19 protein-coding genes and 4 tRNA genes are annotated in these 24,681 nt (G+C 59.4%); 16 read left to right on the plus strand and 7 right to left on the minus strand.

Annotated features, from left to right (window positions below; translation table 11 throughout):
• Positions 1 to 211: 211 nt before the first annotated feature.
• The 6 genes from P8H27_RS11605 to P8H27_RS11630 are packed head-to-tail and all read left to right on the plus strand — an operon-like array spanning position 212 to position 6,165.
• On the plus strand, positions 212 to 1,306 hold the full coding sequence (locus tag P8H27_RS11605) for an ABC transporter ATP-binding protein (protein ID WP_289637658.1): 1,095 nt from the start codon (positions 212 to 214) through the stop codon (positions 1,304 to 1,306).
• Complete coding sequence (locus P8H27_RS11610; protein ID WP_289637659.1) at positions 1,306 to 2,418, plus strand: ABC transporter ATP-binding protein; 1,113 nt, start codon at positions 1,306 to 1,308, stop codon at positions 2,416 to 2,418. Before P8H27_RS11605 ends, P8H27_RS11610 begins: the two co-directional genes overlap by 1 nt.
• A complete protein-coding gene (locus P8H27_RS11615; protein ID WP_289637660.1) occupies positions 2,415 to 3,281 on the plus strand; it encodes a carbohydrate ABC transporter permease in 867 nt (288 codons plus the stop codon). The genes P8H27_RS11610 and P8H27_RS11615 overlap by 4 nt, the downstream gene beginning before the upstream one ends.
• A gap of 9 nt (positions 3,282 to 3,290) precedes the next feature.
• Positions 3,291 to 4,091 (plus strand): carbohydrate ABC transporter permease, encoded by an 801-nt coding sequence (locus P8H27_RS11620; protein ID WP_289637661.1) that lies wholly within the window; start codon positions 3,291 to 3,293, stop codon positions 4,089 to 4,091.
• 11 nt (positions 4,092 to 4,102) lie between these two features.
• Positions 4,103 to 4,375 (plus strand): DUF2160 domain-containing protein, encoded by a 273-nt coding sequence (locus P8H27_RS11625; RefSeq protein WP_289637663.1) that lies wholly within the window; start codon positions 4,103 to 4,105, stop codon positions 4,373 to 4,375.
• Between the two features lie 47 nt (positions 4,376 to 4,422).
• Complete coding sequence (locus P8H27_RS11630) at positions 4,423 to 6,165, plus strand: ABC transporter substrate-binding protein (protein WP_289637665.1); 1,743 nt, start codon at positions 4,423 to 4,425, stop codon at positions 6,163 to 6,165.
• Between the two features lie 61 nt (positions 6,166 to 6,226).
• Here P8H27_RS11630 and folD read toward each other — a convergent pair whose 3' ends face one another.
• Positions 6,227 to 7,081, minus strand: coding sequence for a bifunctional methylenetetrahydrofolate dehydrogenase/methenyltetrahydrofolate cyclohydrolase FolD (gene folD / locus P8H27_RS11635; RefSeq protein ID WP_289637667.1), 855 nt, complete (start codon positions 7,079 to 7,081; stop codon positions 6,227 to 6,229).
• A gap of 270 nt (positions 7,082 to 7,351) precedes the next feature.
• Here folD and P8H27_RS11640 point away from each other — a divergent pair.
• From P8H27_RS11640 to P8H27_RS11685, 10 genes are all read left to right on the plus strand, one after another.
• Positions 7,352 to 7,428 (plus strand) — tRNA-Arg (locus P8H27_RS11640).
• Between the two features lie 34 nt (positions 7,429 to 7,462).
• A tRNA-His gene (locus P8H27_RS11645) sits at positions 7,463 to 7,538 on the plus strand.
• Between the two features lie 53 nt (positions 7,539 to 7,591).
• Positions 7,592 to 7,676, plus strand: a tRNA-Leu gene (locus P8H27_RS11650).
• Between the two features lie 127 nt (positions 7,677 to 7,803).
• Entirely contained in the window at positions 7,804 to 9,114 is a 1,311-nt protein-coding gene (gene tig / locus P8H27_RS11655) for a trigger factor (RefSeq protein ID WP_289637855.1), read from the plus strand.
• Between the two features lie 92 nt (positions 9,115 to 9,206).
• A complete protein-coding gene (clpP, locus tag P8H27_RS11660; RefSeq protein ID WP_079201854.1) occupies positions 9,207 to 9,848 on the plus strand; it encodes an ATP-dependent Clp endopeptidase proteolytic subunit ClpP in 642 nt (213 codons plus the stop codon).
• Between the two features lie 109 nt (positions 9,849 to 9,957).
• Positions 9,958 to 11,238 carry an ATP-dependent Clp protease ATP-binding subunit ClpX gene (gene clpX / locus P8H27_RS11665; protein WP_289637671.1) on the plus strand — a complete coding sequence of 427 codons (1,281 nt, stop codon included), beginning with the start codon at positions 9,958 to 9,960 and terminating at the stop codon, positions 11,236 to 11,238.
• Positions 11,239 to 11,391: 153 nt separating this feature from the next.
• A complete protein-coding gene (gene lon / locus P8H27_RS11670; protein WP_289637672.1) occupies positions 11,392 to 13,788 on the plus strand; it encodes an endopeptidase La in 2,397 nt (798 codons plus the stop codon).
• A gap of 136 nt (positions 13,789 to 13,924) precedes the next feature.
• Positions 13,925 to 14,197, plus strand: coding sequence for an HU family DNA-binding protein (locus tag P8H27_RS11675; RefSeq protein WP_289637673.1), 273 nt, complete (start codon positions 13,925 to 13,927; stop codon positions 14,195 to 14,197).
• Between the two features lie 49 nt (positions 14,198 to 14,246).
• A tRNA-Asp gene (locus P8H27_RS11680) sits at positions 14,247 to 14,323 on the plus strand.
• 97 nt (positions 14,324 to 14,420) lie between these two features.
• Positions 14,421 to 16,295: a SurA N-terminal domain-containing protein gene (locus tag P8H27_RS11685; RefSeq protein WP_289637675.1), complete on the plus strand. Its 1,875-nt coding sequence runs from the start codon at positions 14,421 to 14,423 to the stop codon at positions 16,293 to 16,295.
• Positions 16,296 to 16,357: 62 nt separating this feature from the next.
• On the opposite strand, the gene fabI is transcribed toward P8H27_RS11685, so the two are convergent.
• From fabI to P8H27_RS11715, 6 genes are read right to left on the minus strand one after another with little or no spacing between them, the layout of a single operon-like run.
• The gene (gene fabI, locus P8H27_RS11690) at positions 16,358 to 17,152 is read right to left on the minus strand and encodes an enoyl-ACP reductase FabI (protein WP_289637678.1); all 795 of its coding nucleotides are present in this window, start codon (positions 17,150 to 17,152) and stop codon (positions 16,358 to 16,360) included.
• A 30-nt stretch (positions 17,153 to 17,182) separates the two neighbouring features.
• Positions 17,183 to 18,796, minus strand: coding sequence for an ABC transporter ATP-binding protein (locus tag P8H27_RS11695; RefSeq protein WP_289637679.1), 1,614 nt, complete (start codon positions 18,794 to 18,796; stop codon positions 17,183 to 17,185).
• Position 18,797: 1 nt separating this feature from the next.
• On the minus strand, positions 18,798 to 19,817 hold the full coding sequence (locus P8H27_RS11700) for an ABC transporter permease (protein WP_289637681.1): 1,020 nt from the start codon (positions 19,815 to 19,817) through the stop codon (positions 18,798 to 18,800).
• Between the two features lies 1 nt (position 19,818).
• A complete protein-coding gene (locus tag P8H27_RS11705) occupies positions 19,819 to 20,892 on the minus strand; it encodes a microcin C ABC transporter permease YejB (protein ID WP_289637682.1) in 1,074 nt (357 codons plus the stop codon).
• Between the two features lies 1 nt (position 20,893).
• Positions 20,894 to 22,738, minus strand: coding sequence for an extracellular solute-binding protein (locus P8H27_RS11710; RefSeq protein WP_289637684.1), 1,845 nt, complete (start codon positions 22,736 to 22,738; stop codon positions 20,894 to 20,896).
• On the minus strand, positions 22,735 to 24,564 hold the full coding sequence (locus tag P8H27_RS11715; RefSeq protein ID WP_289637856.1) for an extracellular solute-binding protein: 1,830 nt from the start codon (positions 24,562 to 24,564) through the stop codon (positions 22,735 to 22,737). The genes P8H27_RS11710 and P8H27_RS11715 overlap by 4 nt, the downstream gene beginning before the upstream one ends.
• Positions 24,565 to 24,681 lie beyond the last annotated feature (117 nt).

Consider the following 24,681-nt stretch of genomic DNA (forward strand, 5'->3'; position numbering starts at 1 on the left):
TCAACGGCCGAAGTGTTCAGATTGTTCAGTCTGAACACTGAACAACTGTGCAGACACTGGTTTGCGGTTGCTCGGTAGTTTTTATTAATTCCTTATTATTCAGTTGTTTACGATTATTTTCTGGCGAATTTCAGAGGTGGCACGGAAGTCGCTAGTACAGGGCAAAGCGGTTTTGCGCCGCAGGGCCGCACAACAATAATAAGGGCATGCCATGTCGCTAACCCTCGAGCACGTCAGTCGCGTCGTCGATAACCAGGTGTATATCGACGATGCCTGCCTGACCTTCGAAGCCGGATCTTTCAATGTGTTGCTGGGTCGTACCCTGAGCGGCAAAACCAGTCTTATGCGCTTGCTGGCGGGGTTGGATCGGCCGACCAGTGGCCGCATCCTGATGAATGGCGCGGACGTGACCGGGGTGCCGGTGCGCAAGCGCAACGTGTCGATGGTCTACCAGCAGTTCATCAACTACCCGACCATGACGGTGTTCGAGAATATCGCCTCGCCGCTGCGTCAAGCCGGTGTCGGCAAAGCCGAGATCGAGCACAAGGTGCAGGAAACTGCGCGCATGCTGCATATCGAGAATTTGCTCCAGCGCTATCCGCTGGAGCTTTCCGGCGGCCAGCAACAGCGCACGGCGATGGCCCGGGCGCTGGTCAAGGATGCCGATCTGGTGCTGTTCGACGAGCCGCTGGTCAACCTCGATTACAAGCTGCGCGAAGAGTTGCGCCAGGAAATGCGCGAACTGTTCCAGACGCGCAACACCATCGCCATTTATGCCACCACCGAGCCGAACGAGGCTCTGGCCCTGGGCGGTACCACCACTCTCTTGTATGAAGGCCGGGTGGTGCAGAGCGGCAAGACCGCCGAGGTCTATCATCGACCACAACAGGTGTTGGCCGCCGAGCTGTTTTCCGAGCCGGCGATCAATCTGATGGGCGGGCGCATCAGCGGCGCCGAGGTGAGTTTCGAGGAGGCCGTGCACTTTCCGCTCAATCCCGATCTGCGTGGGCTGGGTGAGGGTGCCTACCGCTTCGGCGTACGGCCCAGCCATATCGGCCTGGTGCCGTCCAACGACGACGACCTGGAGCTGGCGGTGACCGTCGAGCTGGCGGAAATCAGCGGTTCGGAAACCTTTCTGCATGTGCGCAACGAGCATTTTGTGCTGGTTCTGCATCTGCCGGGGGTACACGAGTACGACGTCGATACAGCGATCCTGATCTATATCCCGACCCACAAACTCTTCGTCTTCGACGCCCAGGGCCAGCTGGCTCAAGCGCCCAGTCGCCGTCTCGTGAGGAGTGCCTAATGGCCGAGATACGTCTACAGAATCTGGCGCACAGCTACAGTAGCCAGCCGCTCGGCCCGGCGGATTATGCGATCCGCGCCATGACCCATGTCTGGGAACAGGGTGGCGCCTATGCGCTGCTCGGCCCTTCCGGCTGCGGCAAGTCGACCCTGTTGAATATTATTTCCGGGTTGCTCAGCCCCTCCGAAGGCCAGGTGATCTTCGACTCCAAGGTGGTCAATCACCTGCCGCCAGAGCAGCGCAATATCGCCCAGGTGTTCCAGTTTCCGGTGGTCTACGACACCATGACGGTGTTCGACAACCTGGCCTTTCCGCTGCGCAACCAGGGCATGAGCGAGCCTAAGGTGATGAGCAAGGTGCATGAGATCGCCGAGGTGCTCGACCTGCATCCGCTGCTGCACAAGAAGGCGCGCAACCTGACCGCCGACGAGAAGCAGAAGGTCTCCATGGGCCGCGGCCTGGTGCGCGACGACGTCTCGGCGATTCTCTTCGACGAGCCGCTGACGGTGATCGATCCGCACCTGAAGTGGAAGCTGCGGCGCAAGCTCAAGCAGATCCATGAGCAGTTCAACATCACCATGGTCTACGTCACCCACGATCAGTTGGAGGCTTCGACCTTCGCCGACAAGATCGCGGTGATGTTCGGCGGCCAGATCGTCCAGTTCGGCACCCCGCGTGAACTGTTCGAGCGGCCCAGCCATACCTTCGTCGGCTATTTCATCGGCAGCCCGGGGATGAACCTGATCGAAGTCGAAGCCTGTCCGGGCGGCGTGCGCTTCGGTGATACCCAGCTGCCGCTGAGTGATGCGCTCAATCGACGCCTGAGCGAGCTGCCGGGCAAGCGCCTGCAGGTCGGCATCCGCCCCGAGTTCGTGCATGTTTGGGAGGGGCCGTACGAGGGTGCCCTGTGCTGCGAGGTGGTACATGTCGAGGATCTGGGAACCTACAAGATCCTCACCCTGCGTCTGGGCGAACAACTGCTCAAGGCCCGCCTGCAGGAAGATCAGGCGGTGCCGCAGAAGCAGGCGCATATCAGTTTCCCGGCGCAGTGGCTGATGCTCTATGCCGACGATTTTCTGGTCGAAACCGTTCTGCCGGAGGTGGCGCCATGAACAAGGTGCATAACAACAAGGCCTGGTGGCTGGTGTTGCCGGTGTTCCTGCTGGTGGCGTTCAGCGCCATCGTGCCGATGATGACGGTGGTCAATTACTCGGTGCAGGATATTTTCGATCACTCAAGCCGCTATTTCGTTGGCGTCGAATGGTACCGGCAGGTGCTGCAAGACACGCGCCTGCACGATTCGCTGTTGCGTCAATTCGTCTATTCGGGCTGCGTGCTGTTGATCGAGATCCCCCTAGGCATCGCCATCGCCCTGACCATGCCGACCCGGGGGCGTTGGGCCTCGCTGGTGCTGATCGTCATGGCCATCCCGCTGCTGATTCCGTGGAACGTGGTCGGCACCATCTGGCAGATCTTCGGGCGTGCCGATATCGGCCTGCTGGGCTGGAGCCTGAATGAGTTGGGGGTCAGCTACAACTACGCCTCCAATACCCGCGATGCCTGGGTCACGGTGCTGGTGATGGACGTCTGGCACTGGACCTCGCTGGTGGCGTTGCTGTGTTATTCCGGGCTGCGGGCGATTCCCGATGTCTATTACCAGGCGGCGCGTATCGACCGTGCTTCGGCTTGGGCGGTGTTTCGCCACATCCAGCTGCCGAAGCTGAAAAGTGTGCTGTTGATCGCGGTGATGCTGCGCTTCATGGACAGCTTCATGATCTACACCGAACCCTTCGTGCTCACCGGCGGCGGGCCGGGCAATGCCACCACCTTCCTCAGCCAGACCCTGACCCAGATGGCGGTCGGCCAGTTCGACCTGGGCCCGGCGGCGGCGTTCTCGCTGGTGTATTTCCTGATCATCCTGCTGGTGTCTTGGCTGTTCTATACCGCCATGACCCACGCCGACACGAATCGCTGAGGCCCGACCATGACCCTACGAAAGAAACTGGTGCTGGGACTGTACATCCTGTTCTTGCTGGTGCCGATCTACTGGCTGCTGAACATGTCGTTCAAGAGCAATACCGAGATCCTTGGCGGTCTGAGCCTGTGGCCGAGCAACTTTACCCTGGCCAACTACAGCGTGATTTTCACCGATCCGAGTTGGTACCAGGCCTACCTCAATTCGCTGTATTACGTCAGTTTGAACACCCTGATTTCCCTGACTGTGGCCTTGCCGGCGGCCTATGCTTTTTCACGCTATCGCTTTCTCGGCGACAAGCACCTGTTCTTCTGGCTGCTGACCAACCGCATGGCGCCGCCGGCAGTGTTCCTCTTGCCGTTTTTCCAGCTGTATTCCTCGATCGGCCTGTTCGATACCCATATCGCCGTCGCCTTGGCCCACTGTCTGTTCAACGTGCCGCTGGCGGTGTGGATTCTCGAAGGCTTCATGTCCGGGGTGCCGAAAGAGATCGACGAAACCGCCTACATCGACGGTTACAGCTTCCCGAAATTCTTCGTCAAGATCTTCATCCCGTTGATCGGTTCGGGCATCGGCGTCACCGCATTCTTCTGCTTCATGTTCTCCTGGGTCGAGCTGCTGCTGGCGCGCACCCTGACCTCGGTGGACGCCAAGCCCATAGTCGCGGTGATGACCCGCACGGTCTCGGCATCCGGTATCGATTGGGGGGTATTGGCGGCTGCCGGGGTCTTGACCATATTGCCGGGCATGCTGGTGATCTGGTTCGTGCGTAACCATGTGGCCAAGGGCTTCGCCCTCGGTCGGGTCTAAGGAGCGAAACGATGGATTGGATGGCTTGGACTCTGCCCACCGCACTGTTTTTCGGTGCTATCGCGCTGCTGCTGGCCGGCATGACGCTGTGGGAGTTGCGCTCGCCCTGTGCCGAGCGCGCAGGTTTTCTGCCGATCAGCACCACCCGTGGCGATCGACTGTTTATTGGTCTGCTTGGAAGCGCCTACCTGCATTTGCTGGTGGTTGGCGTGACCGATTGGAGTGTCTGGATAGCCTCGGCGCTGTCCTTGTTATGGCTGTTTGCAGTGATGCGTTGGGGCTGAGCCGTTTTCCGCTTTGCCTCGCCCTAAACTCTGAGATGGAGGTCTCTATGCTCGACAATAACAACAAAACCCGACATAGCATGGCGTTGGCTGCCTTGCTGGCGTTGTCCGGATTGAGCGGCGCGGCCTGGGCCGACGCCTATGAGGATGCGGCGAAAAAATGGATCGCCGCGGAGTTCAATCCCTCGACCCTGACTCCCGAGCAGCAGCTTGCAGAGTTGCAATGGTTCATCAAGGCCGCCGAGCCGTTTCGTGGCATGAGTATCAGTGTGGCCTCGGAAACCATCGCCACCCACGAGTACGAGTCCAAGGTGCTGGCCAAGGCCTTTAGCGAAATTACCGGCATCCAGCTCAAGCATGACCTGATGCAGGAAGGTGATGTGGTCGAGAAGCTGCAGACCCAGATGCAGTCGGACAAGAACATCTACGACGGCTACATCAACGACTCCGACCTGATCGGCACCCATTTTCGCTACGGCAAGGCGGTGTCGCTGACCGACATGATGGCTGGTGACGGCAAGGACTTCACTTCGCCGACCCTGGATCTGCCCGATTTTATCGGCCTGTCCTTTACCACGGCACCGGACGGCAAGCTCTATCAGCTGCCTGATCAGCAATTTGCCAACCTTTACTGGTTCCGTGCCGACTGGTTCGAGCGCCCGGAGCTGAAAGCCAAGTTCAAGGAACTCTATGGCTATGAGCTGGGGGTTCCGGTCAACTGGTCGGCTTATGAAGATATCGCCGAGTTCTTCTCCGAGAAGGTCAAGGAGATCGACGGTCAGCGCATCTATGGTCATATGGATTACGGCAAAAAAGACCCGTCCCTGGGCTGGCGCTTCACCGATGCCTGGTTCTCCATGGCCGGCGGTGGCGACAAGGGCCTGCCCAATGGCCTGCCGGTGGACGAGTGGGGCATTCGCGTCGACGGCTGCCGACCGGTCGGTTCCAGCGTCGCCCGTGGCGGCGACACCAATGGCCCGGCGGCGGTCTTCGCGACCACCAAGTACGTCGACTGGATGCGCCAGTACGCGCCACCCGAAGCCCAAGGCATGACCTTCTCGGAGTCGGGGCCGGTGCCGGCGCAAGGCAACATTGCTCAGCAAATCTTCTGGTACACCGCCTTTACTGCAGATATGACCAAGCCTGGCTTGCCAGTGGTCAATGACGACGGCACGCCTAAATGGCGCATGGCGCCGTCGCCGAAAGGGCCGTATTGGGAAGAGGGCATGAAGCTCGGTTATCAGGACGCCGGTTCCTGGACCTTCCTCAAGTCCACCCCGGACAAGCAGCGTCTGGCCGCCTGGCTGTATGCGCAGTTCGTTACCTCCAAGACCGTATCGCTGAAGAAGACTCTGGTCGGCCTGACGCCGATTCGCGAGTCTGATATCAGCTCGCAAGCCATGACCGACGCAGCGCCGAAGCTGGGTGGTCTGGTCGAGTTCTATCGCAGCCCGGCGCGGGTGCAGTGGACACCGACCGGCACCAACGTGCCTGACTACCCGCGTCTGGCCCAGTTGTGGTGGCAGTTCATCGCCGAGGCGGCCAGTGGCGACAAGACTCCACAGCAGGCGCTGGATGGCTTGGCTGCCGCTCAGGACACCATGTTAGGGCGTCTGGAGCGCTCCGGCGTGCTGGGTGAGTGCGGGCCGAAACTAAACGAGCCGCGCGACCCGCAATACTGGCTGGATCAGCCGGGGGCGCCCAAGCCGAAACTGGCTAACGAGAAGCCGAAGGGGGAAACGATCAATTACGAGGAGCTGCTCAAGTCCTGGGAGCAGGCGCGTAACTGAAGCCATGGTTGTGCAATAAAAAACGGCACCCACGGGTGCCGTTTTTTATGCGGTTGCGCACTTACTTGTGCAGGTGCTCGGCCGCGTGCAGGGTGTTTTCCAGCAAGCAGGCGCGGGTCATGGGGCCAACGCCGCCCGGCACCGGAGTGATCCAGCCGGCGCGGGGCAGGGCGCTGTCATACTCCACGTCGCCGGTCAGTTTGCCGTCTGCCTGGCGGTTGATCCCCACATCGATAACGATGGCGCCTGGCTTGATCCATTCCCCCTTTACCAGGCCCGGTTTGCCGGCGGCGACCACTACTATGTCGGCTTGCGCCACATGGCAGGCCAGTTCCTTGGTGAAGCGGTGGGTGATGGTGACGGTGCAACCGGCCAGCAGCAGTTCCATGGCCATGGGCCGGCCGACGATGTTCGATGCGCCCACTACCACGGCATGCAGGCCATACAGATCGACGCCGGTGCTGTGCAGCAGGGTCATGATGCCTTGCGGCGTGCAGGGCCGCAGCAATGGCATGCGTTGGGCCAGGCGACCAATGTTGTAGGGGTGGAATCCGTCGACATCTTTATCCGGGCGGATGTGTTCGAGCAATAAAGATGCATCCAGGTTTTCCGGCAGCGGTAGCTGCACAAGAATGCCGTCAATAGTCGGGTCATCGTTCAGCCGTTCGATCAGCGCCAGCAGCTCGGCTTGGCTGGTGCTGGCGGAAAGGTCGTAGGCCTGGGAAACAAAGCCGACTTCTTCGCAGTCTTTGCGCTTGTGTGAGACGTAGACCTGAGAGGCAGGATCGCTGCCGACCAGGATCACCGCGAGGCCGGGTGCTCGCAGGCCTTGTTGGCGCCTTTCGGCAACCCGTTTGGCGATCTGCTGGCGGAGGCTGGCGGCGATCGCTTTGCCATCGATCAGTTGTGCGGTCATTGCGCTTGGTTAACCATTGAAAAGGATTGAAAAAGGACGCGCATTCTCGCATGGCGAAACCCTGGGGCAAAGGCGCGTACTGGGGTTTTCGCGTAACTCCTTTATATAGCTGAATTTTTTTAGTATTCCCTGTTGACGTGCTGGCGGCGCCTCTATAACATTCGCCCCGCTTGTCGAGCACAGCCAGTCGCTGGGTAAGACGGCAAATGCAGAGGTCGCAAGATTTTTGCTGAAGCCGAAAGCTTTAAGTCTGCAGTTGCAGATGGATAGGCGCCCGTAGCTCAGCTGGATAGAGCATCCGCCTTCTAAGCGGATGGTCGCAGGTTCGAGTCCTGCCGGGCGTGCCATTTGGCAGCTTTGGCGCAAGTAACATGCAATATGGTGGGCGTAGCTCAGTTGGTAGAGCACAGGATTGTGACTCCTGTTGTCGTGGGTTCGATCCCCATCGTCCACCCCATATTAAAAGGCGCCAGGTCAAAAGCCTGGCGTTTTTGTTTGAAGCCTTACCACGCGGACGTGGTGGAATTGGTAGACACACTGGATTTAGGTTCCAGCGCCGCAAGGTGTGAGAGTTCGAGTCTCTCCGTCCGCACCATCTTTTAGCTCCCTCCCGTTTGCCGCTAGCATCTAGGGTGACTTCTGCAAATTGACCCTCTAGAATGCATGCCCTTGATTCGGGGCCGGTAAACGGCCGGCCTATGTCTGTGCAACGAGGAATACCCATGCAAGTTTCTGTTGAAAGCACTTCTGCTCTTGAGCGTCGCATGACCGTCGGCGTTCCCGTCGAGCGCATCGAGACTGAAGTCAACAAGCGTCTGCAGCAGACTGCCCGCAAGGCTAAAGTTGCTGGCTTCCGTCCTGGCAAGGTGCCGATGAGCGTCATTCGCCAGCGCTACGAAGATGCCGCTCGTCAGGAAGCCCTGGGCGACCTGATTCAGTCGACCTTTTACGAGGCCGTGGTCGAGCAGAAGCTCAATCCGGCTGGTTCTCCGGCCGTCGAGCCGAAAACCTTCGAGAAGGGCAAGGATCTGGAATACGTCGCGACTTTCGAGGTTTTCCCGGAATTCCAAGTGACTGGCCTCGAGACCATTGCCATCGAGCGTTTGCAGGCTGATGTGGCTGATGTCGATGTGGACAACATGCTGGAAATTCTGCGCAAGCAGAATACTCGCTTCGAAGTGGCCGAGCGCGCCGCCGAAACTGGCGACCAGTTGAATATCGATTTCGTGGGCAAGATCGACGGCGAAGCCTTCGCAGGCGGTTCTGCCACTGGTTCTCAGCTGGTTCTGGGCTCTGGTCGCATGATTCCTGGCTTTGAAGACGCCTTGGTCGGCGCCAAGGCCGGTGATGTGCGAGTAATCAATCCGGTGTTCCCGGAGGATTACCAGAATCTGGATCTGGCCGGCAAAACTGCCGAGTTCAGCGTTACCGTGAACAGTGTTTCCGCTCCCCAGCTGCCTGAGCTCAACGACGAGTTCTTCGCTCAGTTCGGTGTCAAGGAAGGCGGCCTGGAAGGCTTCCGCGCTGAAGTGCGCAAGAACATGGAGCGCGAACTGCGTCAGGCCATCAAGTCCAAGGTGAAGAACCAGGTGATGGACGGTCTGCTCGCTGCCAACCCGATCGAGGTGCCCAAGTCTCTGATTGGTAACGAAGTCAATCGTCTGCGCGTACAGGCTGTGCAGCAGTTCGGCGGCAACATCAAGCCCGAACAACTGCCGGCGGAGCTGTTCGAAGAACAAGCCAAGCGTCGCGTTGTGCTGGGTCTGATCGTTGCCGAGGTGGTCAAGCAGTTCGAGCTCAAGCCCGACGATGTCCGCGTGCGCGAAATGATCCAGGAAATGGCCTCGGCTTATCAAGAGCCCGAGCAGGTCGTGGCCTGGTACTACAAAAACGACCAGCAAATGAACGAGGTTCGTTCGGTTGTGCTGGAAGAGCAAGTTGTAGATACTGTTTTGCAGAAGGCCAATGTGACCGACAAAGCGGTCTCTTACGAAGAAGCTGTCAAGCCGGTGGAAGCTCCGCAAGCCGCCTGATTTCTTTACCTCGTTCGAGCACACCATAAGCCAGCCACCGTGCTGGCTTATGCGTATTTGATACATGACTGTTTAGGGAGCGAGTGCAAGAAATGTCCCGCAATCCTTTTATGCAACAAATGCCAGATATCCAGGCCGCTGGCGGCTTGGTGCCCATGGTCATCGAGCAAACGGCCCGCGGTGAGCGCGCCTATGACATCTACTCGCGCCTGCTCAAGGAGCGCGTGATCTTCCTGATCGGCCCGGTCGAAGACTATATGGCCAATCTGGTAGCCGCGCAGCTGTTGTTCCTGGAAGCGGAAAATCCGGACAAGGACATCCATCTGTACATCAACTCGCCAGGTGGTTCGGTGACCGCGGGTATGTCGATCTACGACACCATGCAGTTCATTCGGCCCGATGTGTCGACTATCTGCATCGGCCAGGCGTGCAGCATGGGTGCCTTGCTGCTGACTGCCGGTGCTGCCGGCAAGCGTTTCTGTTTGCCGCACTCGCGGATGATGATCCATCAGCCGCTGGGTGGCTTCCAGGGCCAGGCCTCGGATATCGAGATTCATGCTCGCGAAATCCTGACCATCCGTGATCGCCTGAACAACGTGCTGGCGGGTCACACCGGTCAGCCGCTGGATGTTATTGCGCGTGATACCGATCGCGATAATTTCATGAGCGGTGAGACGGCGGTTGCTTATGGCCTTATCGACAAGGTTCTCGATAAGCGCCTGGCTTCCAGCTAATTCGCGCCGAGCGTGCATGGCCGACTTGCAGTCGGTCGCATTGCGGGCTTGAAAATGCCCGCGTTTGCCTCCATCTTGTTTTTCAAGCCTACCGTATTGGATTGATCGAATGACTGACACCCGCAATGGCGAGGACAACGGCAAGCTGCTTTATTGCTCCTTCTGCGGCAAAAGCCAGCATGAAGTACGCAAATTGATTGCCGGCCCCTCGGTCTTTATCTGCGACGAGTGCGTCGACCTGTGCAACGACATCATCCGCGAGGAGGTGCAGGAAGCCCAGGCCGAGAGCAGCGCGCACAAACTGCCTGCGCCAAAGGAAATCAGCACCATCCTCGATCAGTATGTGATCGGTCAGGAGCGGGCGAAGAAAGTATTGGCCGTGGCGGTATACAACCACTACAAGCGTCTTAATCAGCGCGAGAAGAAGGACGATGTCGAGCTGGGCAAGAGCAATATCCTGCTGATCGGTCCGACCGGTTCGGGTAAAACCTTGCTGGCCGAAACCCTGGCGCGCTTGCTCAACGTGCCGTTCACCATCGCCGACGCCACCACCCTCACCGAAGCCGGCTATGTGGGTGAGGACGTCGAAAACATCATCCAGAAGCTGCTGCAGAAGTGCGATTACGATGTGGAAAAGGCCCAGATGGGTATCGTCTATATCGATGAAATCGACAAGATCTCGCGCAAATCCGACAACCCCTCGATCACCCGTGACGTGTCGGGCGAGGGGGTGCAGCAAGCCCTGCTGAAACTGATCGAGGGCACCGTGGCCTCGGTTCCTCCGCAGGGTGGACGCAAGCATCCACAGCAGGAATTCTTGCAGGTCGATACGCGCAATATCCTGTTTATCTGCGGCGGCGCTTTCTCTGGGCTGGAAAAAGTCATCCAGGGCCGTTCGACCAAGGGTGGTATCGGCTTCAATGCCGAGGTTCGCAGTAAGGATCTGGGTAAGAAGATTGGTGAGTCGCTGCGCGCAGTCGAGCCGGACGATCTGGTTAAATTTGGCTTGATTCCGGAGTTCGTCGGTCGCTTGCCGGTTATCGCCACTCTCGACGAGTTGGATGAAGCTGCGCTCATGCAGATTCTCACCGAGCCGAAGAATGCCCTGACCAAGCAATATGCCAAGCTTTTCGAGATGGAAGGCGTCGACCTGGAGTTCCGTCCCGATGCGTTGCAATCCGTAGCGCGCAAGGCTTTGGAACGCAAGACCGGGGCTCGTGGTTTGCGCTCGATCCTCGAGGGTATTCTGCTCGATACCATGTACGAGATTCCCTCGCAGTCGGAGGTCAGCAAGGTGGTTGTCGATGAGAGTGTTGTCGATGGCTCATCCAAGCCCCTGTTGATTTACGAGAATAGCGAACCTGTTGCCAAGGCCGCGCCTGACGCGTAAAGCATGCTTGTTACATGGTGAAAGCAAGGGGCCTGCGGGCCCCTTTGCTTTTGCAGTCGGAACGCTTGTTTTTTGCTGGGGCTACCCCCATCTTAGGGTGAAGGGTTATCCCATCTATTTAAGGCCTAATGGGCCGCTGTAGAGCCGAAAATCATGAAGACAACCATCGAATTGCCTCTCCTTCCGCTACGCGATGTCGTGGTCTATCCGCACATGGTGATCCCGCTGTTCGTCGGGCGCGAGAAATCCATCGAGGCCCTAGAGGCCGCGATGACCGGGGAGAAGCAAATTCTGCTGCTCGCCCAGAAAAATCCTGCGGACGATGATCCCGGCGAGGACGGACTCTACCGTGTGGGAACCGTGGCGACGGTATTGCAACTGCTGAAACTGCCCGATGGCACCGTGAAGGTGCTGGTCGAGGGTGAGCAGCGCGGGGCGGTCGAACGTTTTATCGAAGTGGATGGCCACTGCCGCGCCGAAGTGCAGTTGATCGACGAAGTCGATGCGCCGGGACGTGAGTCCGAGGTGCTTGTCCGTAGCCTGCTCAGTCAATTCGAACAGTATGTGCAGCTGGGGAAAAAGGTTCCGCCGGAGGTGCTGTCCTCGCTCAATAGTATCGATGAGCCGAGTCGTCTGGTTGACACCATGGCGGCGCACATGACGCTGAAAATCGAGCAGAAACAAGAAATTCTGGAAATCACAGAGTTGCCGGCGCGGGTTGAGCATGTGCTCGCCCTGCTGGATGCCGAGATCGATCTGCTGCAGGTCGAAAAGCGCATTCGCGGTCGGGTCAAGAAGCAGATGGAGCGCAGTCAGCGCGAGTACTACTTGAATGAGCAGATGAAAGCCATTCAGAAAGAGCTCGGCGACAGTGAAGAAGGCCACAATGAGCTGGATGAGCTGAAAAAGCGCATCGAGAATGGTGGCTTGAGCAAAGAGGCCTATGGCAAGGCCCAGACCGAACTGAACAAGCTCAAGCAAATGTCGCCCATGTCGGCCGAAGCCACGGTGGTGCGCTCCTATATCGACTGGCTGGTGAATGTACCGTGGACGGCTCGGAGCAAGGTGCGCCTGGATCTGGCCCGCGCCGAGGCTATCCTGGATGCCGATCACTACGGTCTCGATGAGGTCAAGGAGCGTATCCTTGAGTACCTCGCCGTGCAGAAGCGAGTGAAGAAGATCAAGGGGCCGGTATTGTGCCTGGTCGGGCCGCCAGGTGTGGGCAAGACTTCGTTGGCAGAGTCCATCGCGCACGCCACCAATCGTAAGTTTGTGCGTATGGCGCTCGGCGGCGTGCGCGACGAGGCCGAAATTCGTGGACACCGGCGTACCTATATTGGCTCGATGCCCGGTCGCCTGATCCAGAAAATGACCAAGGTCGGCGTGCGCAACCCCTTGTTCCTGCTCGATGAAATCGACAAGATGGGCCAGGACATGCGCGGCGATCCGGCTTCCGCGCTGCTCGAGGTGCTCGATCCTGAGCAGAACCACAATTTCAATGACCATTACCTGGAGGTCGACTACGACCTCTCCGATGTGATGTTCCTCTGTACCGCCAACTCGATGAATATTCCGGCAGCTTTGCTGGATCGCATGGAGGTGATCCGTCTTCCTGGCTATACGGAAGACGAGAAGATCAATATCGCCATCAAGTACCTGGCGCCCAAGCAGATCCAGGCCAATGGCCTGAAAAAGGGCGAGCTGACTCTCGAGCGCGAAGCCATTCGCGACATCATCCGCTACTACACCCGCGAGGCGGGCGTGCGCAGCCTTGAGCGGCAAATTGCCAAGGTCTGCCGTAAGGCGGTGAAGGAGCACAGCCTGGAAAAACGCTTTGAGGTGTTGGTGACGGCGGGCTCGCTGGAACATTTCCTCGGCGTGCACAAGCACCGTTATGGCTTGGCGGAGCAGCAAGATCAGATCGGTCAGGTGACCGGACTGGCCTGGACTCAGGTGGGTGGCGAGTTGCTGACCATCGAGGCCGCCGTGGTGCCGGGCAAGGGGCAGTTGATCAAGACCGGCTCGCTGGGCGATGTGATGCTCGAATCCATTACTGCGGCCCAGACCGTGGTGCGTAGCCGGGCGAAAAGCCTGGGAGTCCCTCTGGACTTCTATGAGAAGCGCGACATCCATATCCATATGCCGGAGGGGGCAACGCCGAAAGACGGCCCTAGCGCGGGCGTGGGGATGTGCACGGCGCTGGTCTCGGCCTTGACTCAAATTCCAGTGCGCGCAGATGTGGCCATGACCGGAGAAATCACCCTGCGCGGTCAAGTGTTGGCCATCGGTGGCTTGAAAGAAAAACTCCTGGCTGCACATCGGGGGGGAATCAAAACCGTGATCATTCCGGAAGAGAATGTGCGCGATTTGAAAGAGATTCCGGAGAACATTAAGCAGGACTTGCAGATTAAACCGGTTAAATGGATTGACGAGGTCCTGCAAATTGCGCTGCAATACGCGCCGCAGCCCTTGCCTGATGCGGCTCCGGAGCTGGTTGCAAAGGATGACAAGCGTGAGACTGATTCCAAGGGGCGAATTAGCACGCATTAGCAGGGGGACTTTCTTGACACAATTTTAGAGCCCTTGTTATAAAGCGGCTCTTATTGTGTAGGAAGACCATCCAGCATTCGTTTTGCTTACACTAAAAATCAAGAAACAAACTCAACAGAAATTAAGGGGACTTAGAGTGAACAAGTCGGAACTGATCGATGCCATCGCTGCATCTGCTGATATCCCGAAAGCTGTTGCTGGCCGTGCGCTGGATGCAGTGATTGAATCTGTCACTGGCGCTCTGCAGGCTGGTGATTCCGTTGTGCTGGTTGGTTTCGGTACCTTTGCGGTCAAGGATCGCGCTGCGCGTACTGGTCGCAATCCGCAAACTGGCAAGCCGATCAGCATTGCTGCCGCCAAGATCCCAGGTTTCAAGGCCGGTAAGGCACTTAAAGACGCCGTCAACTAAGCGCCTTTCAGGCATTGCCCCAGCTCGGCTTAATTGCTGATCTGGCAGCGGAGCGGTAGTTCAGTCGGTTAGAATACCGGCCTGTCACGCCGGGGGTCGCGGGTTCGAGTCCCGTCCGCTCCGCCAGTTACGAGAAGGCGCATCCTCGGATGCGCCTTTCTTCTATCCGGATTTTACCCACACTGCACGGCTGCTTTTTTTGTACAGTCGTTCTGGGGGAAGCATGCTGCAAAACATCAGGGACAATTCACAGGGTTGGATTGCCAAAACCATCATCGGTCTTATTGTGGTACTGCTCGCGCTGACCGGTGTCGAGGCCATTTTTACCGGCACCAGCGACAGCCAGAATGCCGCTGAAGTCAACGGCGAAAAAATCACGCTCAATGACCTCGGCCAAGCCGTCGAGATGCAACGGCGTCAGCTGTTGCAGCAGCTTGGGCGTGACTTCGATGCGTCCTTGCTGGACGAGAAGTTGCTGCGCGAGGCCTCACTGAAGGGCCTGATCGAGCGCACTTTATTGCTGCAGGGCGCAACCGCCGCCAAATTCGCCTTTGCCCCGGCAGCGCTCGATCAGCTGATTCTGCAAACGCCCGAGTTTCTGGTGGATGGCAAGTTCGATGCCGATCGTTTCGACCAGGTAATTCGCCAGCTCGGCTACACACGCATGCAGTTCCGCCAGATGCTCGAGCAGGAAATGCTGATCGGCCAGCTGCGTGCCGGCCTCTCCGGCAGTGCCTTCGTGACCGATTCGGAAGTGGCTGCTTTCGCGCGCCTGGAAAAGCAGACCCGTGACTTCGCGACCCTGACCCTCAAGGCCGATAGCGATGCGGTTCAGCTCAGCGATGACGACATTAAGGCTTATTACGATTCACAGGCCAGTCAGTTCATGAGTCCTGAGCAGGTCGTGCTGGAATATGTCGAGCTGAACAAGGATGCATTCTTCGATCAGGTTGAAGTCAGTGATGAAGACCTGCAAAGCGCTTACGAAAACGAAATTGCCAATCTGGCCGAGCAGCGCCAAGCCGCGCATATCCTGGTCGAGGTGAGTGATTCGCTCGACGAGAAGCAGGCCAAGAGCAAGCTTGAGCAAGCGCAGAAACGCCTGCAGCAAGGCGAAGACTTTGCCGCGCTGGCCAAGGAGTTTTCCGACGATCCGGGTTCCGCCAACAATGGTGGCGATCTTGGTTATGCCGGCCCAGGCGTCTACGACCCGGCCTTTGAAGAGGTGCTGTATGCCTTGAGCGAAGGCCAGGTCTCAGCGCCAGTGCGCAGCGAGTTTGGCTGGCACCTGATCAAATTGTTGGGCGTGCAGGCACCGGAGGTGCCGAGCTTTGCCAGCCTGCAAGACAAGCTGGTACGTGATCTGAAAACACGCAAACTCGAGCAGCGCTTTGTCGAGGTCAGCAAGCAGCTTGAAGATGCCGCGTTCGAAGCCTCGGATCTGGTTCAGCCTGCCCAAGAGCTGGGGCTGACGATCAAAACCAGCGAAGCCTTTGGGCGTGAGGGCGGTGAAGGGCTGGCGGCTAATCGCCAGGTGATTCAGGCTGCATTCAGTGCCGAGGTGCTGGAGGATGGCAGTAACAGCAGCACCATCGAACTCGACCCGAATACCGTCGTTGTGCTACGCGTCAAGGAGCACCGCAAACCTGAGCAGTTGGCTCTCGAACAGGTCGAAGCGAGCATACGCGAGCAACTGACCAGGGGGCGTGCCAGTGAAGCGGCCAAGGCTGAGGGCGAGGCTCTCCTGGCAGCCTTGATCGATGGCAAGACGCCGGTTGAACAGGCTGATTCGGGGCAGGCCTGGGAGGTGGTTGAAGCGGCTACACGCAGCCAGGAGGGGGTTGAGCCCGCCGTCCTGCAGGCGTTGTTCCGTATGCCCAAGCCAAGCGCGGCCGAGCAGTCGACTTTTGTCGGGGTCAGCTTGAGCAACGGCAACTATGTGGTTGTTCGCCTGAACGGTGTCAGTGAGCCAGCGGCGGCGTTGAGCGAGGAAGACAAGGCCATGTACAGCCGTTTCCTCGCCTCGCGCAGTGGTCAGCAGGACTTCGCGGCATTCCGCAAGCAATTGGAGGCAAAAGCCGATATCGAACGTTTCTGATATCTGTCGAGGATAAAAAAGGCCGCTAACAGCGGCCTTTTTTATTATTCATGCTGTGGCGATCAGTCTTCCATCGCGCCCATGGCGGTGGTGTTGAAACCGCCGTCGACGTACATGATTTCGCCGCTGACGCCCGAGGCCAGGTCGGAGCAGAGGAAGGCGCCGGCATTGCCGACTTCTTCGATGGTCACGTTACGGCGCAAGGGGGTCTGCTTCTCGTTGGCCGCGAGCATCTTGCGGAAGCTCTTGATTCCCGATGCGGCGAGGGTGCGGATGGGGCCTGCAGAGATGGCGTTGACCCGGGTGCCTTCCGGGCCGAGGCTGCCGGCCAGGTAGCGTACACCCGCTTCCAGACTGGCCTTGGCCATGCCCATGACGTTGTAGTTGGGCATGGTGCGCTCTGCCCCCAGGTAGGAGAGGGTGAGCAGGCTGCCGTTGCGTCCCTTCATCATCTCCCGGCCGGCCTTGGCCAATGCCACGAAGCTGTAGGCGCTGATGTCGTGAGCGATGCGGAAGCCTTCGCGAGTGGTGACTTCGGTGAAGTCGCCGTTGAGTTGATCGCCGGGGGCGAAACCGACCGAGTGGACGATGCAATCCAGGCCGTCCCACTGCTTGCTCAGGGCTTCGAATGCGGCGGCGATTTCTTCGTCGCTGGCCACGTCGCAGGGGAAGCACAGCTCGGGGCCGGAGCCCCAGCCGGCGGCGAACTCTTCGACGCGACCCTTGAGTTTTTCGTTCTGATAAGTGAAGGCCAGTTCGGCACCCTCGCGGTGCATGGCTGCGGCGATACCCGAGGCGATGGACAGTTTGCTGGCAACGCCAACGATCAGTACGCGCTTACCGCTTAGAAAACCCATGTGTGTTCTTCCTCTTCCTGCTTTAAGGATTTAGTCAGCAGCGCCCGGAGCCAATAAGGCGGCTTCCAGCAACTGCTGGGTGTAAATATGCTGTGGCGCGGCGAAGATCGCCGCTGCCGGGCCTTGTTCGACCGCTTGACCTTCCTTGACCACGATCAGGTGGTGGCTGATCGCCCGAACCACCGCCAAGTCGTGGCTGATGAACAGGTAAGTCAGGTTGTACTTGGCCTGCAATGAACGCAACAACTCCACTACTTGACGCTGAACCGTACGGTCGAGCGCCGAAGTCGGCTCGTCCAATAGTATCAGCGCCGGTTTCAGCACCAGTGCGCGGGCAATGGCAATCCGCTGCCGTTGTCCGCCGGAAAACTCGTGGGGGTAACGGTGCCGGGTATCCGGATCCAGGTCTACCTCCATAAGTGCGTCGATGATCGCCTGTTCCTGCTCCGCCGGCGTGCCCATGCGATGAATGCGCAGACCCTCGCCGATAATCATGCCCACCGTCATGCGCGGGCTCAGGCTGCCGAAGGGATCCTGAAACACCACCTGCATCTGCCGGCGCAGCGGACGCACTTGTTGCTGCGCCAACCCATCCAGTGCCTGGCCCTGAAAACGAATGGCGCCCTGGCTGCCGATCAGCCGCAGGATTGCCAGGCCCAGGGTGGATTTGCCGGAACCGCTTTCGCCCACGATACCCAGGGTTTGGCCCTGGGGCAGGCTGAAATTGATGCCATCCACCGCTTTCACATAGTCGACGGTACGCCGCAGCAGTCCTTTCTTGATCGGGAACCACACGCGCAGATCGTCGACTTCCAGCAGCGGCGGGCCTGCAGGGTTGGCTACCGGCTCGCCGCTCGGCTCGGCACCGAGCAGTTCCTGGGTGTAGGGATGCTGCGGCGCATGGAACAGCTGTTCACACGACGCTTGTTCGACGATCTTTCCCTGCTGCATGACACATACGCGATGGGCAATTCGTCGCACCAGGTTGAGATCGTGACTGATCAGCAGCAGCGCCATGCCCAGACGCGCCTGCAGATCCTTGAGCAGTTCGAGGATTTTCAGCTGCACGGTGACGTCCAGCGCGGTGGTCGGCTCATCGGCGATCAGCAATTCCGGCTCGTTGGCCAGGGCCATGGCGATCATCACCCGTTGCCGTTGGCCGCCAGACAGTTCATGCGGGTAGGCCTTGAGGCGCTTGTACGGTTCGGGGATGCCGACCAGCCCGAGCAGTTCCAGGGTGCGTGCGGTGGCGGCTTTGCCCGACAGCCCTTTATGCAGGGCCAGCACTTCATTGATCTGTTTCTCGATGCTGTGCAGCGGGTTAAGCGACGTCATGGGTTCCTGAAACACCATGGCGATGCGGTTGCCGCGGATGTTGCGCAGCTTGTTTTCGCCGAGCGTGAGCAGGTCTTGCCCGCCATAGTGAATAGTGCCGCTCGGATGCCGGGCCAAGGGGTAGGGCAGTAGGCGCAGGATCGAGTGGGCGGTGACCGACTTGCCTGAGCCACTTTCACCGACCAGGGCCAGGGTCTCGCCGCGGCGGATATCGAAGCTGACGCCTTCGATCACGCGTTGCTTCGAGTCACCGCTGACAAATTCGACGGCCAGGTCACGTACTTCGATAAGGGTGTCGGATCGGGTCATCTTATTTCCTCGGATCGAAGGCATCGCGTGCCGCTTCGCCGATAAACACCAAGAGGCTGAGCATCAGCGCCAGTACGCTAAAGGCGCTGATGCCGAGCCAGGGCGCCTGCAGGTTGGATTTACCCTGGGCGACCAGTTCGCCCAGAGAGGGCGCCCCCGGCGGCAGGCCGAAGCCGAGGAAGTCCAGTGCGGTCAGGGTGCCGATGGCGCCGGTGAGAATGAAGGGCATGAAGGTCATGGTCGAGACCATGGCGTTGGGCAGGATGTGATTGAACATGATGGCGCCGTTCTGCATGCCCAGGGCGCGGGCGGCGCGCACGTATTCCAGGTTGCGTCCGCGGAGGAACTCGGCGCGCACCACATCGACCAGGCTCATCCAGGAGAACAGCAGCATGATGCCCAGCAGCCACCAGAAATTCGGCTGCACGAAGCTGGCCAGAATGATCAGCAGGTAGAGCACCGGCAGGCCCGACCAGATTTCCAGAAAGCGTTGCCCGACCAGGTCGACCCAGCCGCCATAGAAGCCCTGCAGGGCGCCGGCGAACACGCCGATGATCGAGCTGAGAATGGTCAGGGTCAGGGCGAACAACACCGAAATGCGAAAGCCGTAGATCACCCTGGCCATGACATCGCGGCCCTGATCGTCGGTGCCCAGCCAATTGTCGGCGGAAGGCGGTGCCGGGGCGGGTACCTGCAGCTCGTAATTGATGCTGGAGTAGCTGAAGGGGATCGGCGGCCAGAGCATCCAGCCGTCCTTCTGCTCGATCAGCTCCTGGATGTAGGGGCTCTTGTAATTGGCTTGCAAGGGGAACTCGCCGCCGAAGGTGGTTTCCGGGTAACGCTTGAGCACTGGGAAATACCACTCGCCGTCATAGTGCACGACCAGGGGTTTGTCGTTGGCGATCAGTTCGGCGCCGAGGCTCAGGCCGAACAGCGCGAGGAAGATCCACAACGACCACCAGCCGCGCTTATGGGCCTTGAACAGGAGCAGGCGGCGCTGATTGAGCGGGGAGAGCGTCATTTCAACCCTCCCGGCTTTCGAAGTCGATGCGCGGATCGACCAGGGTGTAGGTGATATCACCGATCAATTTCACGGCCAATCCCAATAAGGTGAAGACGAACAGGGTGCCGAAAACCACCGGGTAGTCGCGGTTGATGGCCGCCTCGAAACTCATCAGGCCCAGGCCGTCGAGGGAAAATATCACCTCGATCAACAGGGAACCGGTGAAGAAGATGCCGATAAAGGCCGCGGGGAAGCCGGCAATGATGATCAGCATGGCGTTGCGGAACACATGGCCATAGAGCACGCGGTTACTGCTCAGGCCCTTGGCTCTGGCAGTGGTCACATACTGTTTGTTGATCTCGTCGAGGAAGCTGTTTTTGGTCAGCAGGGTCAGGGTGGCGAAGTTGCCGATGACCAAGGCGGTCACCGGCAGCGCCAGGTGCCAGAAGTAGTCGAGAATCTTGCCGCCGAGGCTGAGTTCGTCGAAGTTGTTCGAGGTCAGGCCGCGCAGCGGAAACCAGTCGAGGTAGCTGCCGCCGGCGAACACCACGATCAACAGAATGGCGAACAGGAAGGCCGGGATCGCATAGCCGACGATGATCGCCGAACTGGTCCAGACGTCGAAGGCGCTGCCGTGGCGGGTGGCCTTGGCGATGCCCAGCGGGATCGAAACCAGGTACATGATCAGGGTGCTCCACAGCCCCAAGGAGACCGACACCGGCATCTTCTCGATGATCAGGTCGATCACCCTGGCATCGCGGAAAAAGCTCTCGCCGAAGTCGAAGCGGACATAGTTTTTCAGCATGATCCAGAAGCGTTCGGGGGCCGGCTTGTCGAAGCCGTACAGGCGCTCGATCTCGGCGATCAGTTCCGGGTCGAGACCCTGTGCGCCGCGATAGTTGGAGCCGGCGATGGCGACTTCGGCGCCGCCGCCGGCGATGCGGCTGGTGGCGCCCTCGAAGCCTTCCAGCTTGGCGATCATCTGTTCCACCGGCCCGCCGGGGGCGGCCTGGATGATGATGAAGTTGATCAGCAGGATGCCGAACAGGGTGGGAATGATCAGCAACAGGCGACGGAAGATATACGCCAGCATCTTATTGCTCCGTATTCGCCGCGGCGGCGTTGTCCACTGCGGCGGGGGGCTGTTGCGGGCGAGCCCACCAGGTGTTCAGGCCGATGTCGTATTGAGGGGTGACTTTCGGGTGCTCGAAGCGGTTCCAGTAGGCCACGCGCCAGGTCTTGATGTGCCAGTTGGGGATCACGTAATGACCCCACAGCAACACGCGGTCGAGGGCCCGGGTATGGGCGATCAGGCTTTGCCGGGAAGTGGCGTTGATCAGACCATCGACCAGTTGGTCGATGGCAGGATCTTTCAAGCCGATGAAATTACGGCTGCCGGGATTGTCGGCGCTGCTCGAATGCCAGTATTCGCGCTGCTCGTTGCCCGGCGAATTGGACTGGCCGAAGCCGCCCACGATCAGGTCGAAATCCCGCGAGCGCAGACGGTTGATGTACTGCGAGACATCGACTCGACGGATCACCAGTTCCATGCCGAGATCGGCCATGTTGCGCTTGAATGGCAGCAGTACGCGCTCGAACTCGGTTTGCGCGAGAAGGAACTCGAGGCTGACCGGCTTGCCTTCGGCGTCGAGCATCTGGTCGCCTTCGATACGCCAGCCGGCTTCCTGCAGCAGTTGGTAGGCCCGCCGCTGCTGTTCGCGGATGATGCCGCTGCCGTCGGTGACGGGTACGTTGAACTCATCGCTGAACGCCTGCGCCGGGATCATGCTGCGCAGCGGCTCGAGGAGCTGCAGTTCGTCGGCGCCGGGTAGGCCGCTGGAGGCCAGTTCGGAGTTGTCGAAATAACTGCGGGTGCGGGTATAGGCACCATTGAACAACTGGCGGTTGGTCCATTCGAAGTCGAACAGCAGACCCAGCGCCTCCCGCACCCGTTTGTCCTGGAACAGTGGCCGACGGGTGTTGAAGATGAAGCCCTGCATGCCGGTGGGGTTGTGGTTTTCGATCTCTTCTTTGATCAGTTGGCCATTGGCAACGGCGGGGGTGTCGTAGGCGGTGGCCCAATTTTTCGCGCTGGTTTCCAGCCAGTAATCGAACTGCCCGGCTTTCAGGGCCTCGAGGGCCACGGTGTTGTCGCGGTAGTAATCGATGCGCATGCTGTCGAAGTTGTAGAAGCCGCGGTTGACCGGCAGATCCTTGCCCCACCAATCCTTGACTCGCTCATAGCGAATCGAGCGGCCGGCTTTGACCTCGGCCACCACATAGGGGCCGCTGCCGAGCGGAATCTCCAGGTTGCTCTTGCTGAAGTCGCGTTCGGCCCACCAGTGCTTGGGCAGTACCGGCAGTTGGCCGAGAATCAGCGGCAGCTCGCGGTTGCCGGCATGCTTGAAGATGAAGCGCACCTGGCGCGGGCCTTCGACTTCGACCCGTTCGACATCGGCATAGTAGCCGCGGTAGGTGGGCGCTCCCTGGGTCATCAGGGTCTCGAAGGTGAACTTGACGTCCTCGGCGGTCACCGCTTGGCCGTCGTTGAAACGGGCCTCGGGACGCAGGTAGAAACGCACCCAGGTATTGTCTGCGGCTGTTTCGATGGTTTGCGCGAGCAGGCCGTACTCGCTGAAGGGCTCGTCCAGGCTATGACGAGTCAGGGTGTCGTACACCAGGCCGATATTATCGGCCGCTACCCCTTTGTTGATGAAGGGGTTGAGGCTGTCAAAGCCGCCAAAGCCGGCCTGGCGCAAGGTGCCGCCTTTGGGGGCATCGGGGTTCACGTAGTCGAAATGCTGGAAGTCGGCCGGGTATTTCGGCGCTTCCTGATACAGAGTCAAGGCGTGCTGGCCGGCGGCCTGGCTCAGGCTGGCCAGGCCGAGCAGCAAGAGGGTGCTGGCGTGCAGCAGAAATGAGCGCAGAGGCGGCGTCATCGGGCATTCTCCGTGGGTTTCAGCCACCAGGTGCGCAGGCCCAGGGTGTAGGGCGGCGTGGTGACGAAGGCAAACCGATCGCGGTAGGCCAGGCGGTGGTAATTGATGTACCAATTGGGGATGGTGTAGTGCTGCCACAGCAGCACCCGGTCGAGTGCGCGGGTGGCAGCGATCTGTTGATCGCGGGTCTTGGCTGACAGCAACTTGTCGAGCAAGGCATCGACCACCGGATGATTTACGCCTGCGTAGTTCTTGCCGCCCTTGACCGTGGCCTGGCTGGAGTGGAAGTACAGCGACTGCTCGAGGCCCGGGCTGAGGGTTTGCGGCAGGGTCAGCAAAATCATGTCGAAGTCGAATTGATCCAGGCGCTGTTTATACTGCGCGCGATCGACGGTGCGCAGGTTGGCCTGGATGCCGATGCTGGCGAGGTTCTCGGTGAACGGCTGAAGAATTCGTTCGAGGTTTGGGTTGACCAGCAAGATCTCGAACCGCAGCGGCTCCCCCTTGGCGTTCAGCAGGCGCTGGCCGGATGGCTTCCATCCCGCCTCGCCCAATAGACCGAGAGCGTGGCGCAAGGTTTCCCGGGGGATGCCGCGACCATCGGTTTGCGGCATGGCGAAGGGTTCGCTGAACAAGCGTTTGGGCAGTTGTTTGCGATAGGGTGAGAGCAGCAGCCATTCGGCACCTTGGGGCGTACCGGTGGCGGAGAACTCGCTGTTTGGGTAATAGCTCTTGGCTCGTATGTAGGAGTCGTTGAACAGCGCGCGGTTGCTCCACTCGAAGTCGAACATCAGCCCCAGGGCTTCACGTACCTTGCGTTCGGCGAAAGCCGCGCGCCTGCTGTTCATGAACAAGGCCTGGGTCTGCGTGGGAATCTGATGCGGGATCTCGGCGCGGATCACCTCGCCACGCAGCAGCGCCGGAAAGTGGTAGCCGTTGGCCCAGTTCTTCGCTTGTTGTTCGATATAGAAGTCGAATTCGCCGGCCTTGAAGGCTTCGAAGGCCACATGGCTATCGCGGTAGAACTCCACCTCGACCCGGTCGAAGTTGTATTTGCCGCGATTGACCGGCAGTTTCTCTCCCCACCAATTCTTTACCCGCTCGAAGGTCAGGCTGCGTCCCGGGGCGACTTGGGTGATGCGGTAAGGGCCACTGCCCAGCGGCGGTTCGAATGTGGTGGCCTTGAAGTCGCGGTTCTTCCAGTAGTGTTGTGGCAGTATCGGTAACTCGCCCAGGCGCAGGATCAGCAGTGGGTTGCCCGAGCGTTTGAACACGAAGCGGATGCGGTGGCGATTGAGGATGTCGACCCGCTTCACTTCCTGCAGGTTGGTTCGGTACTGCGGGTGGCCCTCTTTGAGCAGCAGCCGATAGGAAAACGCCACGTCAAAGGCGGTGATCGGCTTGCCGTCATGGAACTGCGCTTGCGGGCGCAGATTGAACACCACCCAGCTGCGATCTTCGCTGTACTCGACCGATTTGGCGATAAGGCCATAGCTGGAAGTCGGCTCATCGCCGGAGGGGTCGTAATGGCCGGTGCCCGCCATCAGCGGTTCATTAAGCTCAGTGACGCCGTATTGAAGGAAATTGGCGGTGGAAATCGGGCTGGTGCCCTTGAAAGTGTAGGCGTTGAGGGTGTCGAAGGTGCCCGTGGCCATGAGTCGCAGCGTTCCGCCTTTCGGGGCGTCGGGATTGACCCAGTCGAAGTGGGTGAAGCTGGCCGGGTATTTGAGTGCGCCAAATTGCGCATAGCCGTGGCTTTCGTTGACGGTTGCCCACGCGGGAAAGCCGATGGCCAAGCTGAGGATTAGCGAGAGGAGGGGACGCATCAAGTGGAAGATCCGATCCGGAGCGGCTTTTGGGCTTCTTGTCCGGTACAGTAACAGCTTGTATCCGTAGGAAAAAGACCAAGTCTATTGGCTGGGTATGCGGGCATTATTACTCTC

This window comes from Pseudomonas sp. sp1636, from assembly GCF_030376615.1.
GTDB lineage: Bacteria > Pseudomonadota > Gammaproteobacteria > Pseudomonadales > Pseudomonadaceae > Aquipseudomonas.

Bases quoted from the DNA above. Each gene is read 5' to 3' on its own strand.
- P8H27_RS11605 (WP_289637658.1), top strand. From the start codon at position 212: ATGTCGCTAACCCTCGAGCACGTCAGTCGCGTCGTCGATAACCAGGTG.
- P8H27_RS11610 (WP_289637659.1), top strand. From the start codon at position 1,306: ATGGCCGAGATACGTCTACAGAATCTGGCGCACAGCTACAGTAGCCAG.
- P8H27_RS11615 (WP_289637660.1), top strand. From the start codon at position 2,415: ATGAACAAGGTGCATAACAACAAGGCCTGGTGGCTGGTGTTGCCGGTG.
- P8H27_RS11620 (WP_289637661.1), top strand. From the start codon at position 3,291: ATGACCCTACGAAAGAAACTGGTGCTGGGACTGTACATCCTGTTCTTG.
- P8H27_RS11625 (WP_289637663.1), top strand. From the start codon at position 4,103: ATGGATTGGATGGCTTGGACTCTGCCCACCGCACTGTTTTTCGGTGCT.
- P8H27_RS11630 (WP_289637665.1), top strand. From the start codon at position 4,423: ATGCTCGACAATAACAACAAAACCCGACATAGCATGGCGTTGGCTGCC.
- folD (WP_289637667.1), bottom strand. From the start codon at position 7,081: ATGACCGCACAACTGATCGATGGCAAAGCGATCGCCGCCAGCCTCCGC.
- tig (WP_289637855.1), top strand. From the start codon at position 7,804: ATGCAAGTTTCTGTTGAAAGCACTTCTGCTCTTGAGCGTCGCATGACC.
- clpP (WP_079201854.1), top strand. From the start codon at position 9,207: ATGTCCCGCAATCCTTTTATGCAACAAATGCCAGATATCCAGGCCGCT.
- clpX (WP_289637671.1), top strand. From the start codon at position 9,958: ATGACTGACACCCGCAATGGCGAGGACAACGGCAAGCTGCTTTATTGC.
- lon (WP_289637672.1), top strand. From the start codon at position 11,392: ATGAAGACAACCATCGAATTGCCTCTCCTTCCGCTACGCGATGTCGTG.
- P8H27_RS11685 (WP_289637675.1), top strand. From the start codon at position 14,421: ATGCTGCAAAACATCAGGGACAATTCACAGGGTTGGATTGCCAAAACC.
- fabI (WP_289637678.1), bottom strand. From the start codon at position 17,152: ATGGGTTTTCTAAGCGGTAAGCGCGTACTGATCGTTGGCGTTGCCAGC.
- P8H27_RS11695 (WP_289637679.1), bottom strand. From the start codon at position 18,796: ATGACCCGATCCGACACCCTTATCGAAGTACGTGACCTGGCCGTCGAA.
- P8H27_RS11700 (WP_289637681.1), bottom strand. From the start codon at position 19,817: ATGACGCTCTCCCCGCTCAATCAGCGCCGCCTGCTCCTGTTCAAGGCC.
- P8H27_RS11705 (WP_289637682.1), bottom strand. From the start codon at position 20,892: ATGCTGGCGTATATCTTCCGTCGCCTGTTGCTGATCATTCCCACCCTG.
- P8H27_RS11710 (WP_289637684.1), bottom strand. From the start codon at position 22,738: ATGACGCCGCCTCTGCGCTCATTTCTGCTGCACGCCAGCACCCTCTTG.
- P8H27_RS11715 (WP_289637856.1), bottom strand. From the start codon at position 24,564: ATGCGTCCCCTCCTCTCGCTAATCCTCAGCTTGGCCATCGGCTTTCCC.